This is a genomic window from Sinorhizobium sp. FG01 (genome assembly GCF_002531875.1).
GTDB classification, from domain to species: domain Bacteria; phylum Pseudomonadota; class Alphaproteobacteria; order Rhizobiales; family Rhizobiaceae; genus Sinorhizobium; species Sinorhizobium fredii_C.
In genome coordinates this window covers 1-14,876 of the sequence record NZ_NWTB01000002.1, presented here as the reverse complement: position 1 = coordinate 14,876, position 14,876 = coordinate 1, and the positions used below count along the sequence as shown (strand labels likewise).

Annotated in this window: 13 protein-coding genes; 4 read left to right on the top strand and 9 right to left on the bottom strand. The window is 64.0% G+C overall.

Annotation, left to right across the window (positions count from 1 at the left end):
• From ehuC to CO656_RS00190, 4 genes are all read right to left on the bottom strand, one after another.
• Entirely contained in the window at positions 1–660 is a 660-nt protein-coding gene (ehuC, locus tag CO656_RS00205) for an ectoine/hydroxyectoine ABC transporter permease subunit EhuC (protein ID WP_037416179.1), read from the bottom strand.
• A gap of 107 nt (positions 661–767) precedes the next feature.
• The gene (gene ehuB / locus CO656_RS00200) at positions 768–1,619 is read right to left on the bottom strand and encodes an ectoine/hydroxyectoine ABC transporter substrate-binding protein EhuB (protein WP_037416176.1); all 852 of its coding nucleotides are present in this window, start codon (positions 1,617–1,619) and stop codon (positions 768–770) included.
• A gap of 63 nt (positions 1,620–1,682) precedes the next feature.
• Positions 1,683–2,468, bottom strand: coding sequence for an ectoine/hydroxyectoine ABC transporter ATP-binding protein EhuA (gene ehuA, locus CO656_RS00195; RefSeq protein WP_097524384.1), 786 nt, complete (start codon positions 2,466–2,468; stop codon positions 1,683–1,685).
• A 118-nt stretch (positions 2,469–2,586) separates the two neighbouring features.
• Positions 2,587–4,008 (bottom strand): PLP-dependent aminotransferase family protein, encoded by a 1,422-nt coding sequence (locus CO656_RS00190; RefSeq protein ID WP_176536548.1) that lies wholly within the window; start codon positions 4,006–4,008, stop codon positions 2,587–2,589.
• A gap of 59 nt (positions 4,009–4,067) precedes the next feature.
• On the opposite strand from CO656_RS00190, the gene CO656_RS00185 reads away from it, so the two are divergent.
• The gene (locus CO656_RS00185; RefSeq protein WP_097524383.1) at positions 4,068–4,562 is read left to right on the top strand and encodes an Lrp/AsnC family transcriptional regulator; all 495 of its coding nucleotides are present in this window, start codon (positions 4,068–4,070) and stop codon (positions 4,560–4,562) included.
• A 63-nt stretch (positions 4,563–4,625) separates the two neighbouring features.
• Here the strand turns inward: CO656_RS00185 and CO656_RS00180 are convergent, their stop codons facing one another.
• From CO656_RS00180 to CO656_RS00170, 3 genes are all read right to left on the bottom strand, one after another.
• A complete protein-coding gene (locus CO656_RS00180) occupies positions 4,626–5,789 on the bottom strand; it encodes a Gfo/Idh/MocA family oxidoreductase (RefSeq protein ID WP_097524382.1) in 1,164 nt (387 codons plus the stop codon).
• A gap of 104 nt (positions 5,790–5,893) precedes the next feature.
• Positions 5,894–6,817 carry a TIM barrel protein gene (locus CO656_RS00175; RefSeq protein ID WP_097524381.1) on the bottom strand — a complete coding sequence of 308 codons (924 nt, stop codon included), beginning with the start codon at positions 6,815–6,817 and terminating at the stop codon, positions 5,894–5,896.
• A gap of 30 nt (positions 6,818–6,847) precedes the next feature.
• Entirely contained in the window at positions 6,848–7,762 is a 915-nt protein-coding gene (locus tag CO656_RS00170; RefSeq protein WP_097524380.1) for a sugar phosphate isomerase/epimerase, read from the bottom strand.
• 126 nt (positions 7,763–7,888) lie between these two features.
• Here CO656_RS00170 and CO656_RS00165 point away from each other — a divergent pair, with 126 nt between their 5' ends.
• Positions 7,889–8,887, top strand: a complete 999-nt coding sequence (locus CO656_RS00165) for a LacI family DNA-binding transcriptional regulator (protein WP_179864667.1) — start codon at positions 7,889–7,891, stop codon at positions 8,885–8,887.
• A gap of 53 nt (positions 8,888–8,940) precedes the next feature.
• On the opposite strand, the gene CO656_RS00160 is transcribed toward CO656_RS00165, so the two are convergent.
• Positions 8,941–10,095 (bottom strand): acyltransferase, encoded by a 1,155-nt coding sequence (locus CO656_RS00160; RefSeq protein WP_097524378.1) that lies wholly within the window; start codon positions 10,093–10,095, stop codon positions 8,941–8,943.
• A 158-nt stretch (positions 10,096–10,253) separates the two neighbouring features.
• The gene (locus tag CO656_RS00155) at positions 10,254–10,658 is read right to left on the bottom strand and encodes a DoxX family protein (protein ID WP_095678091.1); all 405 of its coding nucleotides are present in this window, start codon (positions 10,656–10,658) and stop codon (positions 10,254–10,256) included.
• Positions 10,659–10,809: 151 nt separating this feature from the next.
• On the opposite strand from CO656_RS00155, the gene CO656_RS00150 reads away from it, so the two are divergent.
• Positions 10,810–11,682 (top strand): ferritin-like domain-containing protein, encoded by an 873-nt coding sequence (locus tag CO656_RS00150; RefSeq protein WP_097524377.1) that lies wholly within the window; start codon positions 10,810–10,812, stop codon positions 11,680–11,682.
• Between the two features lie 306 nt (positions 11,683–11,988).
• The gene (locus CO656_RS00145) at positions 11,989–14,778 is read left to right on the top strand and encodes a DNA translocase FtsK (RefSeq protein WP_097524376.1); all 2,790 of its coding nucleotides are present in this window, start codon (positions 11,989–11,991) and stop codon (positions 14,776–14,778) included.
• The last annotated feature ends 98 nt before the right edge of the window (positions 14,779–14,876 follow it).

Genomic DNA, 14,876 nt, shown 5'->3' with positions numbered 1-14,876 from the left:
TCAGGCCCTCACGCCGTCGAGGCCACGCGTCACCCGGCGCTCCAGCCAGCGCATGCCGAGCGAGATCAACCAGGCCATGACGAAGTAGAGCACCAGGATCGTCGCGAAGGGGATCAGCGTGCTGCCCGTCTGCGCGCGCACCACCTGGGCCTGGAAGGTCATGTCGGTGAGCGAGATCAGCGAGACGACCGCCGTCCCCTTGAGGAGCTCGATCGCATTGTTGCCGAAGGTCGGCAGCATCAGCGGCAGCGCCTGCGGCAGGATGATGTGGCGCATCGCCTGGTAACGCGAGAGGTTGAGCGCGGTGCAGGCTTCGCGCTGCTCGCGGCCGATCGCTTTTACGGCACCGCGCACCACTTCCGCGCCATAGGCACCGACATTCAGGCCCAGCGCCAGCACGCCGGCTTGCAGCGGCGTCAGCGTGATGCCGGCAAAGGGCAGCACGAAATAGACCCAGAAGAGCTGGACGAAGATCGATGTGCCGCGGAAGAACTCGATATAGGTCGTGGCAAGCGCGCGCACCACCATGAACCGGCTGACGCGCCCGAGCCCCGCCGCAAAGGCGACCACGACGGCCAGCGCCGAGCCCATCAGGGTGAGCTGGACGGTCACCCAGGCGCCTTCAAGGATCAATCCGATATAGCCGGACCAGTCGATCATCGTTCAATTGTTCCAGTCAGAGTGCGGCTCGGTTCGACGGGGCCTTCCATGCCGCCTTCCCCCGGTGTCGCTCCGGTGAAAAGGCGGCGGGAAGCCCCAGCCCAGGCTTATTGCGCGGCGCAGAGTTTCTCGCGCGTCGTCGACATCGCCGCCTTGGCCGAGAAGCCATAGGGCTCGATGATCTTGGCGAACTCGCCGGATTCCTTCATCTTGGCGAGTTCGACATCGAAGGCATCGCGCAACGCCTCGTCGCCCTTTCTGAAGGCGGCGCCGTCGCAATAGACCGGGGCGCCTTCGACCGGCGCGACCACTTCGATATTGGGGTCGTTGGCCTTCGAGACGAGGTCGTTGATCGAAAGCACCGGCAGCGAGTAGACGTCGATGCGGCCGTCCTGCAGCATCTTCATGCCGCTCTGGCCGTCCGGCACGACGATAACGCGGTCACGCGGCACGCCGGCTTCGAGCGCCAGCTTCTCTTCCGTGCCGCCGCCCGGCGCACCGATCTTCGCATCCGGATTGTCGGCGATGTCCTTGTAGCTCTTCAATTTGAGCGGATTGCCCTTCTTCAGCGCGAAGGCCTCGGCGTCGCAGAGGATCGGCTGCGAATAGGCAACCGCGGCGCAGCGCTCCGGCTTCATGAAAAGCCCGGCGGTGATCGCGTCGTGACGGCCCGCCTGCAGGCCGGGGATCATCGCGCCATATTCGGAGATCGAGGCGACGATTTCCGGCACGCCGAGCCGCTTGAAGATCTCGCGGGCCACATCCGGCGCGGCACCGGAGACCTTGCCGTCGGCGCCGACGGCGGTAAAGGGCGGCTCGTTGGCGATGGCGACACGCGCGAAGCCCTGTTCCTTCAGTTCCTCGAGCTTGTTCTCATCCGCCGCGACGGGCGTCGCCGCGGCAATTGCCATCAACGCCGTCGCACCTGCCGCCATTGCCATCAAAGCTTTCAGTGTCATCGTTCCCAACTCCTCTGTTGTTCTCTTCACGTTGTTGCTTGAGGCAATGTCGGGCCCGAGAGCTCAGACGCGGTGCCCTGCCGCTATGATCTTGCGCAGGAAGGTCTGCGTGCGTTCCTGTTTCGGGTGCCGGAAGATGTCTTCGGGCCTCCCCTCCTCGACAATCTTGCCGCGGTCGAAGAAGAGCACCCGATCGGCGAAATCATGGGCAAAGCCCATTTCATGGGTGACGAGCAGCATCGTCATGTCCGTTTCGGCCGCCAGCTTGCGCATGACGTTCAGGACTTCCTCGACGAGCTCGGGATCGAGCGCGGAGGTCACCTCGTCGAACAGCATGATCTTCGGCGACAGCGCCAGCGCCCGGGCGATCGCGACGCGCTGCTTCTGGCCGCCGGAGAGCTGGGCCGGCATGCTCTTCGCCTTGTCGGCGAGCCCGACCATGTCAAGAAGCTCCATCGCCCGCTTTTCCGCCGCCGCACGCGGAACGCCCTTTGTCAGCATCGGCGCCAATGTGACGTTGTCGAGCACGCATTTATGGGGAAACAGGTTGAAGTGCTGGAAGACCATGCCGATCTTCTCGCGCATCTTATGGAGATGCCGCTCGTCGGCCGGAACGAGACTGCCCGCCTTCTTCATGTGATAGAGCTGCTCGCCGTCAACCTGAATAAAGCCGTCGCTGATCGTTTCCAGCGTCATCAGGATGCGCAGGATCGTCGTCTTGCCCGAACCGGACGGGCCGATGAGGGCGAGCTTCTCGCCCGGCATTACCTCCATCGACAGACCATCGAGCACGGTCAGCGGACCGTATCTCTTGACGATGTTGTCGATGCGGATGATCGGCTCGGGCATTCGCATCTCTCCCTTTGAGAGCGGTAATGTCCTAACGATGATCCGGTTCCGAAATCATGTCAATGTGAATAATAATCTCACGACAATTATTCGACGATGAGCAAGTTTTGCATCCACATCAGATCGCGAGCAGCAATGCCTCCGGGTCGCCAAGCGCCAGCGAGGCGACGATGCCTAGCCCGGTTTTGAGCTCCTGTTCGCTGGTCGAGCCGAGCGAGATGCGCACGGCCGGGCGCCAGCCGCTGTCGGCGGTGCGGAAGGACGCGCCCGGCGCGATCGCCACACCGCGCAGGCGCGCCTGGGAGACGAAGGCCTCCTCCGCGTGGCCCTCGGGGAGCGGCAGCCAGACATGCAGGCTCTGCGGATGGCTGCGGTGGGGAAGTCGGCCGAACGTCTCGGTGGCGATGGCGTGGCGGGCGGCGAGAGCCCGGCGCTGCCAATTGACGAGGTCGATCGCCGTGCCGTCGCTCACCCAACGGGTGGCGATCTCGGCGATCGACGGCGTCGCCATCCAGTTCGAGACGAGATGCCGATTGGCGACCGCCGCGACGTAGCGGTCCGGCGCCACCAGATAGCCGATCCTGAGGCCCGGCACGGTGATCTTGGTGAAGCTCGTCACGTAAAGGGTGCGTTCCGGCGCCAGCGCCGCCACCGGCGGCAGACGCTCCTCGACCAGTGGCCCAAGAATATCGTTTTCGATGATGGCGATGTCGTGCCGGCGCGCCACTTCCGCGAGCGCGGCTCGGCGCTCGCGGCTCATCAAGGTCGCCGTGGGATTGATCACTGAGGGCTGTAGGAAGATCGCGCGGATGACCCCCTTGCGACAGGCTTCGTCGAGCGCTTCCGGCACCATCCCGTCGTCATCGATCGCGATGCCCTGGAGATGAATGCCGAGATAGGTCGACAGCGGCACCAGCGTGTGATGGCTGATCGCCTCCGTCGCGATGGTCGAACCGGGCGGAGCGACGCTCATCAAAGCGACGGTCATGGCGGAGGTCGCGCCGTTGGTGAGGCTGATATTGAGCGGCGAGACGTCGAGCCCGCAGCGCGAAAGCCATTCCGCCGCAATTGTGCGGTGGCGCGGGAACACCATGTTCGGCCGGAAGGACAGCGCCGAGCTTGCCGGCAGGTTCTCGGCAAGCCACGCGAAGGCCTGTCGCATCTTTTCGAGATGTATCTGCTCGCAGACCGGCTTCAGGATCGAAAGGTCGATCAGTTCGCCGAGCCGCTCCGGCAGATAGGGCGGATCCGGCTCGCGCGGCCGCGTCTGAACGAAGCTGCCGCGCCCGACCTCGCCCGAAATCAGCCCGCGCCGGATGAGCTCGTCATAGGCCCGGCTCACCGTCTGCACCGACAGCTTCAAATCGTCGGCAAGCTTGCGATGCGTCGGCAGCCGCGTGCCGTTCTGCAACCGGCCCTCCTCGATCGCACGGGCAATTTGATCGGCCAGCGAGAGATAGGCCGGGCGGCGCAGAAGCGTTGTGTCGGGCATCCAATTTGTCATGATTTGAACTGTGATTAAAATCAGCTCAATTGACAATGCAAAAGTGAGAACCCAATGTCTTTTCCCGGATTTCGACTTCAGGAGGGGCGCCCCGCATGAAACTTGACGCGATCGATCTGCGCATCCTCGAGGCGATCCAGGCCGACGGGCGCATCACCAAGCTGGCGCTGGCCGAAAAGGCGGGGCTTTCGCCGACGCCCTGCTGGATGCGGCTCAGAAAACTGGAAAAGGCCGGCATCGTCGCCGGCTACCATGCGCGCGTGGCGCTGCGACGGGTGGCTCCGGTCGCAAGTGTGATGATGGAGGTGACCCTTGCCAATCACCGGCAGGCGGATTTCGACCGGTTCGAGCGCGCCATCGCCGTAATTCCCGAGATCGTCGCCTGCTGGTCGGTCGGCGGCGGGGTGGATTATATCCTCAAGGTGGTGACGGCCGACATCGACGCCTATCAGCGGCTGGTCGACGAGTTGCTCGGCCGCGAACTCGGCATCGATCGCTATTTCACCTACATCGTCACCAAGACCGTCAAGGAAGAAACCGTCCTGCCGCTCGGTGCGTTGTTGCCACAGGCTTCGGCGGGGCAAGCCTAGAGGCGGTGTCTTGAAACCGAACGGTAGGAAAGGACGAGCGGAGGGATGGAAAGCCGTAACTCTCTACTCGTACTCCAACCAAACCCCGCCGGCATCGGCCGAACGGACGCAGTTCTCGACCCAGCGCACGCCTTCCAAGCCGGCATCGATACCCGGGAAGGCCAGGTCTTCGATACCCTCGGGCGCAAGGCCACGATTGCCAGTAATGGCGAGAGCGAAGCGGCGGTAGAGATTGGCCCAGGCCTCGAACAGCCCCTCTGGATGGCCGCCGCCGATGCGGTCGTCGAGCCGGGCTTGCGGGTAGAGATAGTCCATGCCGCGTTCCAGGATGCGGACCGGCTCGCCCTGGATCTCGTAGGAAAGCTGGTTCGGCCGCTCGTCCCACCATTCGATGCTCGCCTTCGAGCCGACGATCCGGACCTTCTGGCCGTGCATCGAGCCGGCATTGACGGCGCTCGACCAGACATTGGCGACGGCGCCGTTGTCGTATTCCATCAGGGTTATGGCATTATCCTCGAGCGGCGCGCGGCTCTTGACGAAGCTTTGGCGCACGCACATCAGCCGCCTGATCTTCAGGTGCGGCAGGATCACCTCGGAAATATAGAGCGGGTGGGTGCCGACGTCGCCGAGCACATAGCTCGGACCGGCGAACTTCGGATCGACCCGCCAGCGTGTCGACGGGTTCTGCTCCTCGACGACGGCGCTGTGGAAGCCATGGGCAAATTGCAGGTTGACGATGCGGATCTCGCCGAGGTCGCCGTTCCTCACCATGGCGCGGGCCTGCTCGATCATCTGGTGGCCGGCATAGCCATAGGTGACGCCGACGGTCAGCCCGCGCGCTTCGGCGAGCGCCTTCAACTCCTTCGCTTCCGCGACCGTGAAACAGAGCGGCTTTTCGCAGATGACGTTGAGGCCGTGTTCGAGCGCCGCCCTGCAGATCAAGAAATGGGTGTTGTTCGGCGTGGCGATCGAGACCGCTTCGATGCCGTCGGCGCGCTTCGCCTCCTCGGCGAACATCGTCTCGTAGTCCGGATAGCTCCGGGCCTCGTCGAGCCCGAGATCCACCCCAAAGGCGCGGCCGCGCTCCGGATCGATGTCGAAGGCGCCGGCCACCAGTTCGAACGTGTCGTCGCGGAGTGCGGCCGAGCGATGGATATAGCCGATCTGGCTGCCGCACCCGCCGCCGACCATGCCCCAGCGGATCGGGTTTGTCTTCTTCACTGACATTGTTCCTTCCTAAGGGTTGGTGTTGCTTTTCCGCTGGTGTCCGGGGTCACCCCCTCTGCCTGCCGGGCAGAGGGGGTGCGACACGTACCCGACCTCCATCACCTCTAAAACCCGACCGAGCGCAGATAGTCGCGGCTTTCCTGCACATCCGCGAGGCTGCCGGCGACGCTTAAAGGGTCGCGCTCCTGCTCGACGGTGATGAAGCCGTGATAGCCGATCTCCTCGAGAGCCTGCTTGACCGGCCGATAGTCGATGACGCCACGGCCGATCGGGCACATTACCCCTTGGGCGCAGGCCTCGAAGAAGCGGATTTCCTCGCCGAGCACGCGGCGGAAGACCGTCTCGTCGATGTCCTTGAAGTGGACGTAGTCGAGCCGGTCGGCGTAGCGCTTCAGCGTCTCGACCGGATCCATGCCGGCGTAATAGCTGTGGCCGGTGTCGATGCAGAAGCCGGCAAGCTCCGCCGGCACGTCGCGAGCGATCCGCTCGATCTCGTCGGCGAATTCGATATAGCCGCCGGCATGCGGATGGATGACGGCGCGCACGCCGTATTTGCTCCTCGCAAGCTCGGCGATCGCCTTGATGGTGGCGACCATGCCTGCCCAGGCTTCATCCGAGAGCCGCGGCGCCCGGTCGGAATGGCCGGCGGCAAAATCGCGTTCGTCGTGGCCCCAGTCCATCACCGTCAGGTATGGCGTCCTGAAACGCTGGCCGGCGAGCTGTTCGGGCTGCGGCAGCCTGGTGATGACGGCGCAGATCTCGTGGGTCTGGCGCAACAGATTCTCGCGGTTTTCGGGCGAGACAAGATCGTCGAAGATCGTCCCGGCGACGATGAAGAGCTTGCGGTCGGCGAGCGCCTTGGCGACCCGTTCGGAGTCGAGCGGCACATAGCCGTAGGGGCCGAGTTCGAGACCGCCATAGCCGGCGGCGGCGGCCTCGTCGAAGACGCGTTCCCAGGCGGGCAGGTTCGGGTTCTTGACGTCGTCCACGCCCCAGCAGCAGGGGGCGGTCGTGATGGTGATGGTCACGAATGTTGTCCTTGTTGTGTAAGGAAGGCCCTACGCAGCCTTGCCCGGCCAGTATTTGTCGACGTATTTCTGGATCTCCGCACGCATGAAGCGGCCCGACTCGTCGGCGCGATCTTCCCAGCCGAAAACGCAGGCAGTGACGATGCCGTCGAAGCCGACCGCGGCGAGCGAGGAGAAGAAGACGTCCCAGTTGATCTCGCCCTGGTAGATGTCCATGTGCTGGTGGATGGTCACCTTGGCGCCGGGCGGGTTGATGATGTAGCGAAGCCCCGAAGATGCCTTGTGGTTATACGTGTCGGCGACATGGACATGGGTAATCAGCGGCCCGGCATCGCGGATCATCTTCGCCATGTCGTCGCCGAAATAGAAGGTGTGCGGGGCGCAGTAGAGGAACTTGACGTTCTTCGAGCCGATCGTCTTCAGCATGTCGATCGCCGGGTGGAGGGTCTCGCACCAGTCTTCCGGGTGCGGCTCCATGTTGAGCGTCACGCCTTCCTTTTCGAAGACCGGCACCAGCTCCTCCATCGAGCGCCACCAGGCCGCCTCGCTGTGCTCGTGCGTGTGCATGCCGCCGCAGCAATTGGAGCGATGGTTGCGGTCGGGCGACGGGCCACGGCCGAATTCGGAGTTCATCGTGTCGCAGCCCATCTCGACGGCGACCTCGATCGCTTGCTTCCAGTAGCGCACCGCCGCCTGGCGCTCGTCTTCATGCGGGCTCGCCCAGCGATACATCGGCAGGATCGAGGCGAGCTTGACGCCGTGATCCTTTAGCGCCGCCTTGAACTCGGCGATCCGCTCCTTGTGGGCGCGCGGCCGCACCCACCAGGGAAGGAAATCGTCGCGCGGCGACAGCTCGATATGATCGTAGCCGAGCTCTGCCGCCTTGCGGCACAGGTCGTTGAGACCGAGGTGGCGATGCATATAGGGGTCGAGTGCGATCTTCATGGGTGCTCCTCCTGATGCGCAAAGGATACCGAGCACCGCCGCTGCCTCCCAAATCTTCCTTGATCAAATTTGATCATTCCTGGATGCTGAACCGGAGTGGAATTTTCCGGGAGCAAGCGCGCATTGGTGAAAGCGACCTTGAAGGATGTGGCGCGGGAGGCGGGTGTCGGCACCGCCACCGTCGAGCGTGTCGTCAACGGCCGCGGCGGCGTCAGGCCGGAAACGGTCGAGCGGGTGTTCCTCGCGGTCCGAAAGCTCGACTACCGGCACAGGCTACCGGAGGCGCATCGCGGCCTGATCCGGATCGAGGTCATCCTGGTCCGGCCCGAGACGAGCTTCTACTCGCGCATGAACCAGGCCTTTGAGCGGATCGCCGCGCTGCTCGACAAGAGCATCACCGTTCACCGCACCTTCGCGCGCGAGAACGATCCGGTCGAATTCGCCCACCACATCGCCAATCCCGGGTTCCGCCGTTCGGCGCTCATCGTCGTGGCTCCCGACCATCCGAACGTGGTGAAAAGCCTGAAAACAGCCGCGCGCTACGGCACGCCGGTGGTGCAGATCATGACGCGGCCGGCGCCGGAACTTCCCTATGTCGGCATCGACAATTATGCGGCGGGGCGGACGGCCGCTTATTACACCTCGAGGATGCTTGCCGGACGGTCAGGGTCCTTCGTGGCGCTCTGCCACAGCGGTGCCTACGAGAACCACAAGGAACGCATCCGCGGCTTCTCCGCCTATCTCGCCAACCATCCTGGCGACCACCTCTTCGGGCAGGTGATGTTCGATTGCGACGACGACCTCAACTCGATGGAGCTGCTGCACGGGGCACTGCGCGACGATCCGGAAATTATCGGCCTCTACACCGCCGGTGGCGACAACCGCTCCGTCGCCGCGGTGCTGAAGGAGCATGCGTCGCGCCGCATCTTCTGGGTCGGCCACGAGCTCTCCGACCAGTCGCGCGGCGCCCTCCGCGAGGGCGTCATGTCGATCGTCCTCGACCAAGCGCCGGAGATCCAGGCGCGCCGCGCGATCGACCTGACTTTGCGGTCGCTTGGCCTGATCGACCTCGAGGTGAGCCTGGAGCCGGTGCGGTTTCTGACGATCACGCCGGAGAACGTCTGACGGATTGCGGGCGAGCCGAGTGGGGTGCCAGCAGTGGATTCCGCCAATCTCTCTCACGCCCGAACCGGCTGCGGTCTTCTCCGATTGATCAGGCGCTTGGCGAGTTTTTGCCCCGGTCGTTCAATGGCAAGGAATGTCGCGCAGGCAGCCGCATAGACCAAAGGCACAAGGATCAGGGTGACGGCCGCAAAGCGCGCGGCCGGCGAGATCATTTCGCCGAAAGTGCCAATGAAATAGGCGGCGATCGGCTGCAGAAAAATGAGGTGCCAGAGATAGGCCCCGAACGACAGCTCTCCCAGCCAGTGGAAGAACCTGTTTCCGAGGGACGACGACACGGCGCGAAGCCTTTTGCCCAACGCCTCGCCGGCCAGGCGGTGATGGAGCAGGGCGAAAAACACCCCGACAAGCGCGACCCGCATCAGCATTTTCGTCGCCGTCATGTCGCCGCCGATCGGCAGCAGCACGAGTGCCAGGGCGACGGCGCCGTAGAGGAAAGCCTTGGACCTCTCCGCGTCAAGGCCGAGCGCCAAGAGCATTCCGCAAAGGAAGACATGCATCTTCAACGGCAGGAAGGCGGGCATCGGGAAATGCACCCCCAACAGACCGGCCGTCGAGACGATCGCGACGGCGATAGCGGCGGTGACGAGCGCGCCCCTCAGCCAGCCGCATCTCTTCAGCAGAAGCATGACGAAGGGAAAGGCGGCGTAGAACTGCATTTCAAGGCCGATGCTCCAGTCGGGCAGCGGCGTCCTGTAGGCATAATCTGGGGAGAGGCCGAACAGAAAGCTCAAATGCATCAGCCCGTTCGTCAGACCGTTGTCGAGGTAGCGCGCCGGCGACTGCGGCGCCTTGTCTAGGAAGCCGTCGATGATCATCCTCGATTCGAACAGCCAGGGACCGAGCGCAAAAGCCACGGCCAGAAGAAGATAGTAAAGCGGCGCAATTCTCAGGAAGCGGCGGATCCAGAAGCTCGCCCAGGTCGAGGTCAGTTCCCACGGCTCTTTTGCGGCCCGCAGCTGATAGTGAAATACCATCAGGAAGCCGGAAAGCATGATGAAGAGATCGACGCCGAGATCGGGCTCCGACAGAACAGGCAGGCGCCAGCCCGTGAGCAACAGCGTATGGCCGACCATCACCCAGAGGGATGCCAAGCCTCGCAGTCCGTCCAGGCAATCGATACGGGTCTCGCGGAGGGTATAGCCGGCCATCAGTACACTTCGTCCTTGTTTGCAACCAAAGGTTACTGCAGCGCGCTATGTTGCGACGCACAAGGGCATGCCTAGAGGCGGACTAAGGCGATACTAAGTAAAGATTGAGGCCGCCCCGTCGCCGAGGCGACGACGAGAAGCGGGTCGGATCCTTCCGATCAGGTGCGGCCGGCCCTTGCGTCAAGGCTGAACCCGCCCGCGCCGAATGCGGCGACCTGCAGAAAACCGCCGACAATCGCGATATTCTTCATGAAGTGGATCAGCTGGTTCTGATCGTCGAATTCCATATGAAAACCGAGCGCAGAGGCGAGCGTGAAGACGGCCAGGACCAATGCTGCCAGCCTCGTCTGATAACCCAGGACGAGCAGGATGCCGCCGCCGAGTTCGACGACGAGCGCGCCGGCATAGGCGACGGCTGGAAGCGGCAGGTTGGCCGCCGATATATAGGCGATGGTGCCGGAGGGATCGGCCAGTTTCTCTATGCCGGAAACGACGAAAATGACGGCGAGGAACAGGCGGCCAACAAAGGCAAGCGAACTCTGAAGTGCGGCATTGTTGCTCATGTCAGTTCCTTTCCCAGCAGTGGCGGCCGCCATATTACACGGATGAGGAGTTCGGGCCCGGAACTTTTCGCGCTTGATGCTGTTGGACCCTGATTGGCCCGCCTGATCCAGGGTGCCAAAAACTGACGCCGGGCGGGCTTCGGAGGAAGCCATGATCCGCGCATTACCCCCACTTTATCTGCCGCGCCGCCGCCTGTTGCAATTGGGACTTGGAGCAACGCTCGCCTCGACCGCTGGCTTCGCCCGCGTTTCGCGCGCGGATGAACCAGCTGAACCGATGGACGAGGATGTCTTCCAGTTCGCGCTGAACCTCGAATATATGGAGGCCGAGTATTACCTGCGCGGCACGACCGGCAAAGGGATCGACGATGCCGACGCGGGTGCCGACGCTGGGCCGGTGACCGGCGGCAAGCAGGTTTCGTTCGAGACGCCCGCGATCGGCGAGTTCATGAGCGAGGTGGCGGAAAACGAACTTGCTCACGTCCGGTTCTATCGCAAGACCCTTGGCGCCGATGCCGTGTCGCGGCCGGCCATCGATTTCGATGCCGGCTTCGCCGCCGTCGCGAAGGCCGCGGGCCTCGGGGAGAATTTCGATCCCTTCGGCAACGAGATGAACTTTGTGCTCGGCGGTATGCTGTTCGAGGATGTCGGCGTGACCGCCTATGCCGGCGCCGCGACGGTCCTGAAGAACGAGGAGTTTCTCGCCGCCGCCGCCGGGATCCTCGCCGTCGAGGCCTATCACATGGGCATGGCCCGCTCGACGCTCTATCGGATGGGCGAGGAGGCCTGGAAGGCCGCCGCCGCGGTTTCCGATGCCCGCGACAAGATCGATGGATCGGACGACAAGGACCAGCCGCTCCAGATGGACGGCAAGGCGAACATCGTTCCCTCGACGCCGGATGCAATTGCTTTTACCCGAACGCCGCAGGAAGTCCTGCGCATCGTCTATCTTACCGATCAGGAGGGCGCCACCAAAGGTGGCTTTTACCCGAACGGCATGAATGGAACGATCACCAGCACCTGAACGGATCGCCAGGGCCGGCACGGCGCGGCTTCGTTTTTCCCGCCTGGTCCGGCCTCGCCGGCTTTGCCACACACGGCAGCAATTCTCCCGGTCTGAAACAGAAATTGAACGGCGTTACCCTGCAGAGCGGTGTCCGTGTCGAAGGCCTGGAAATCCTCGAAAGAGCGGCCGGAAAGACGCGTCGAAAGTGCGCTCGTGTGGGCAGCGAGATACCATCCGGCGGCGCCGTTGGAAGGGAGTTGTTAACCTTCATTTCCTATTCGCTAGGGACAGCCCTTTCGATGATGAAATTTCGAGTTTCAGGCCATGCGTATTCCCCGGACAAATTTCTCGACGGCAGCTTTGCATGATGCAGATGAGGCGGATGGTTTCGAGCATCCGCATCCGGGAGCACCGGACGTTTCGCATGCCCAGACAACCCTCGCCTCGCCGCAGGATCATCTGTTCGAGGCGCCGGAAGCGCCCCGCCGGGGTACGGGTCATCCGGGCGACGATATGGGCTATGCCGGGCGCGCCGCGCGCCTCTACGGCCACGGCTCGCCCTATGCGCCGGCCCAGGTCACCGCCTGGACGCGCGATCCGCTGCCGACCCTTGCCGAGATCACCGGCCAGTCGGACGGACCGAGCTGGGAGAGCCATTTCTTCCTGTCGCCCAATGTCCGCTTCACCCGCACGCCCGAACGCGAATTCATGAAGCGCCGCGCGCCCGCGGCCGATGAGGGCGAGGTAGAAGTCGAGGCGATTGCCGCCGAGGTGGTCGAAGCAGAGATCGTCGCCGAAACGGGGCCCGTCGACGCAGTCCCCGCTGCTGTCGAACCCCAAACGCCGGCCCATAGCCCCTCCGAACTCCTGCGGGTGCTGATGCAGCAGCTTCCCTCCTGGCGTCCCGCACAGTCGCGCGATGCTGCCACCGCAGAACCGGCGCTCAATGCGGCACCGATCGTGAAAGGGGAGGTGCCGGAGGTGGAAGAAGCGGGCGGAACACTGGCGCCGGCGGTCCATGCAGCGGACGTCGCCGAGATGATCCCGGCCGGCCGCGAACCCGCATCAGATTCGGCCGCCAGGGTTGTGACCGGTGAAAGAGAAGCCCGTCTCTCCTACCTCTCCGATCACGCATTCTTCGAATTCATGCCGCTCGAAATGGCGGCTGCCATGCAGGTCGCCGCCGATCCGGTGAAGGAACCGGCAAAAGCGTCGCAGCAGATTGCGGCGGCACCGAAGCCTGTCGCCGCGCCGCCGGTGGAAATCCGGCCGCAGCCGCCAACCGCGATTACCTCGATGTTCCGGGTGGTCGAATGCCGCCTGGCGACGACAATCATCGCCGCGCCCGTTCCCGTACCGGCCACAAGCGCCCCCGATAAGCCTGAAGCCGTGGCCGTGGCGGCCGCGCCGGCGCTGGTCGAGCCTGTCGTCAAAGCCGAGGAAAAGACGCCGGTTTCCAACGTTCCGGTCACCAAGGCGGCGATCACGATGCCGGCCGTGGTGCAGCGTTCCGCTTCACCCTTTCCGCCGATCGGCGGCAGCGAGCGCCAGCAGGCTGACGCCGCCTACGAGTTTCCGGCCAAGGAGCTGCTGCAGGAGCCGCCGCAGGGCCAGGGCTTCTTCATGACCCAGGAGCAGCTTGAGCAGAATGCCGGGCTTCTCGAAAGCGTTCTCGAGGATTTCGGCGTCAAGGGCGAGATCATCCATGTCCGTCCGGGCCCCGTCGTGACCCTCTACGAATTCGAGCCGGCGCCCGGCGTCAAATCCTCGCGCGTCATCGGCCTTGCCGACGATATCGCTCGGTCGATGTCGGCGCTTTCGGCCCGCGTCGCAGTGGTGCCCGGCCGCAACGTCATCGGCATCGAACTGCCGAACGCGACGCGCGAGACGGTTTATTTCCGCGAGCTGATCGAATCCAATGATTTCCAAAGGACCGGCTGCAAGCTGGCGCTCTGCCTCGGCAAGACGATCGGCGGCGAGCCGGTGATCGCCGAACTCGCGAAGATGCCGCATCTGCTCGTCGCCGGCACCACCGGCTCGGGCAAATCGGTGGCGATCAACACGATGATCCTGTCGCTGCTCTACCGGCTGAAGCCGGAAGAGTGCCGACTGATCATGGTCGACCCGAAGATGCTCGAACTCTCCGTCTATGACGGCATCCCTCATCTTTTGACGCCGGTCGTCACCGATCCGAAGAAGGCGGTGATGGCGCTCAAATGGGCGGTGCGCGAGATGGAAGACCGCTATCGCAAGATGTCGCGGCTCGGCGTCCGCAACATCGACGGCTACAACCAGCGCGCCGCCGCCGCCCGAGAGAAGGGCGAGCCGATCCTGGCAACCGTGCAGACCGGCTTCGAGAAGGGCACCGGCGAGCCGCTCTTCGAGCAGCAGGAGATGGATCTGGCGCCGATGCCCTATATCGTCGTCATCGTCGACGAGATGGCCGACCTGATGATGGTCGCCGGCAAGGAGATCGAAGGGGCGATCCAGCGCCTCGCCCAGATGGCGCGCGCCGCCGGCATCCACCTGATCATGGCGACGCAGCGCCCGTCGGTCGACGTCATCACCGGCACGATCAAGGCGAACTTCCCGACCCGCATCTCCTTCCAGGTGACCTCGAAGATCGACAGCCGCACCATCCTCGGCGAGCAGGGTGCCGAGCAGCTGCTGGGCCAGGGCGACATGCTGCACATGGCCGGCGGCGGCCGCATCGCCCGCGTTCATGGCCCCTTCGTCTCCGACCTCGAGGTCGAGCATGTGGTGGCGCATCTGAAAACGCAGGGGCGCCCGGAATATCTGGAGACCGTGACGGCGGACGAGGAGGAAGAGGAGCCGGAAGAAGATCAGGGCGCCGTTTTCGACAAGAGCGCGATTGCTGCGGAAGACGGCAACGAGCTCTACGAGCAGGCGGTGAAAGTGGTGCTGCGCGACAAGAAATGCTCGACCTCCTATATCCAGCGCCGGCTCGGCATCGGCTACAACCGCGCTGCTTCCCTCGTCGAACGAATGGAGAAGGAAGGCCTCGTCGGCCCGGCCAATCATGTCGGCAAGCGCGAGATCATCCATGCCAACCGCGACCACGCGGCCAAGGCGGACGACGCCGAGATGGAGTGAGCGAAGGGCGAGCAGGGAACAGATGCGCGACGTCGGCAGCCACCAACCCCCTCTGGCCCGGCGGCCCTCTCCCCCACAAGTCCCCACAAGTGGGCCAC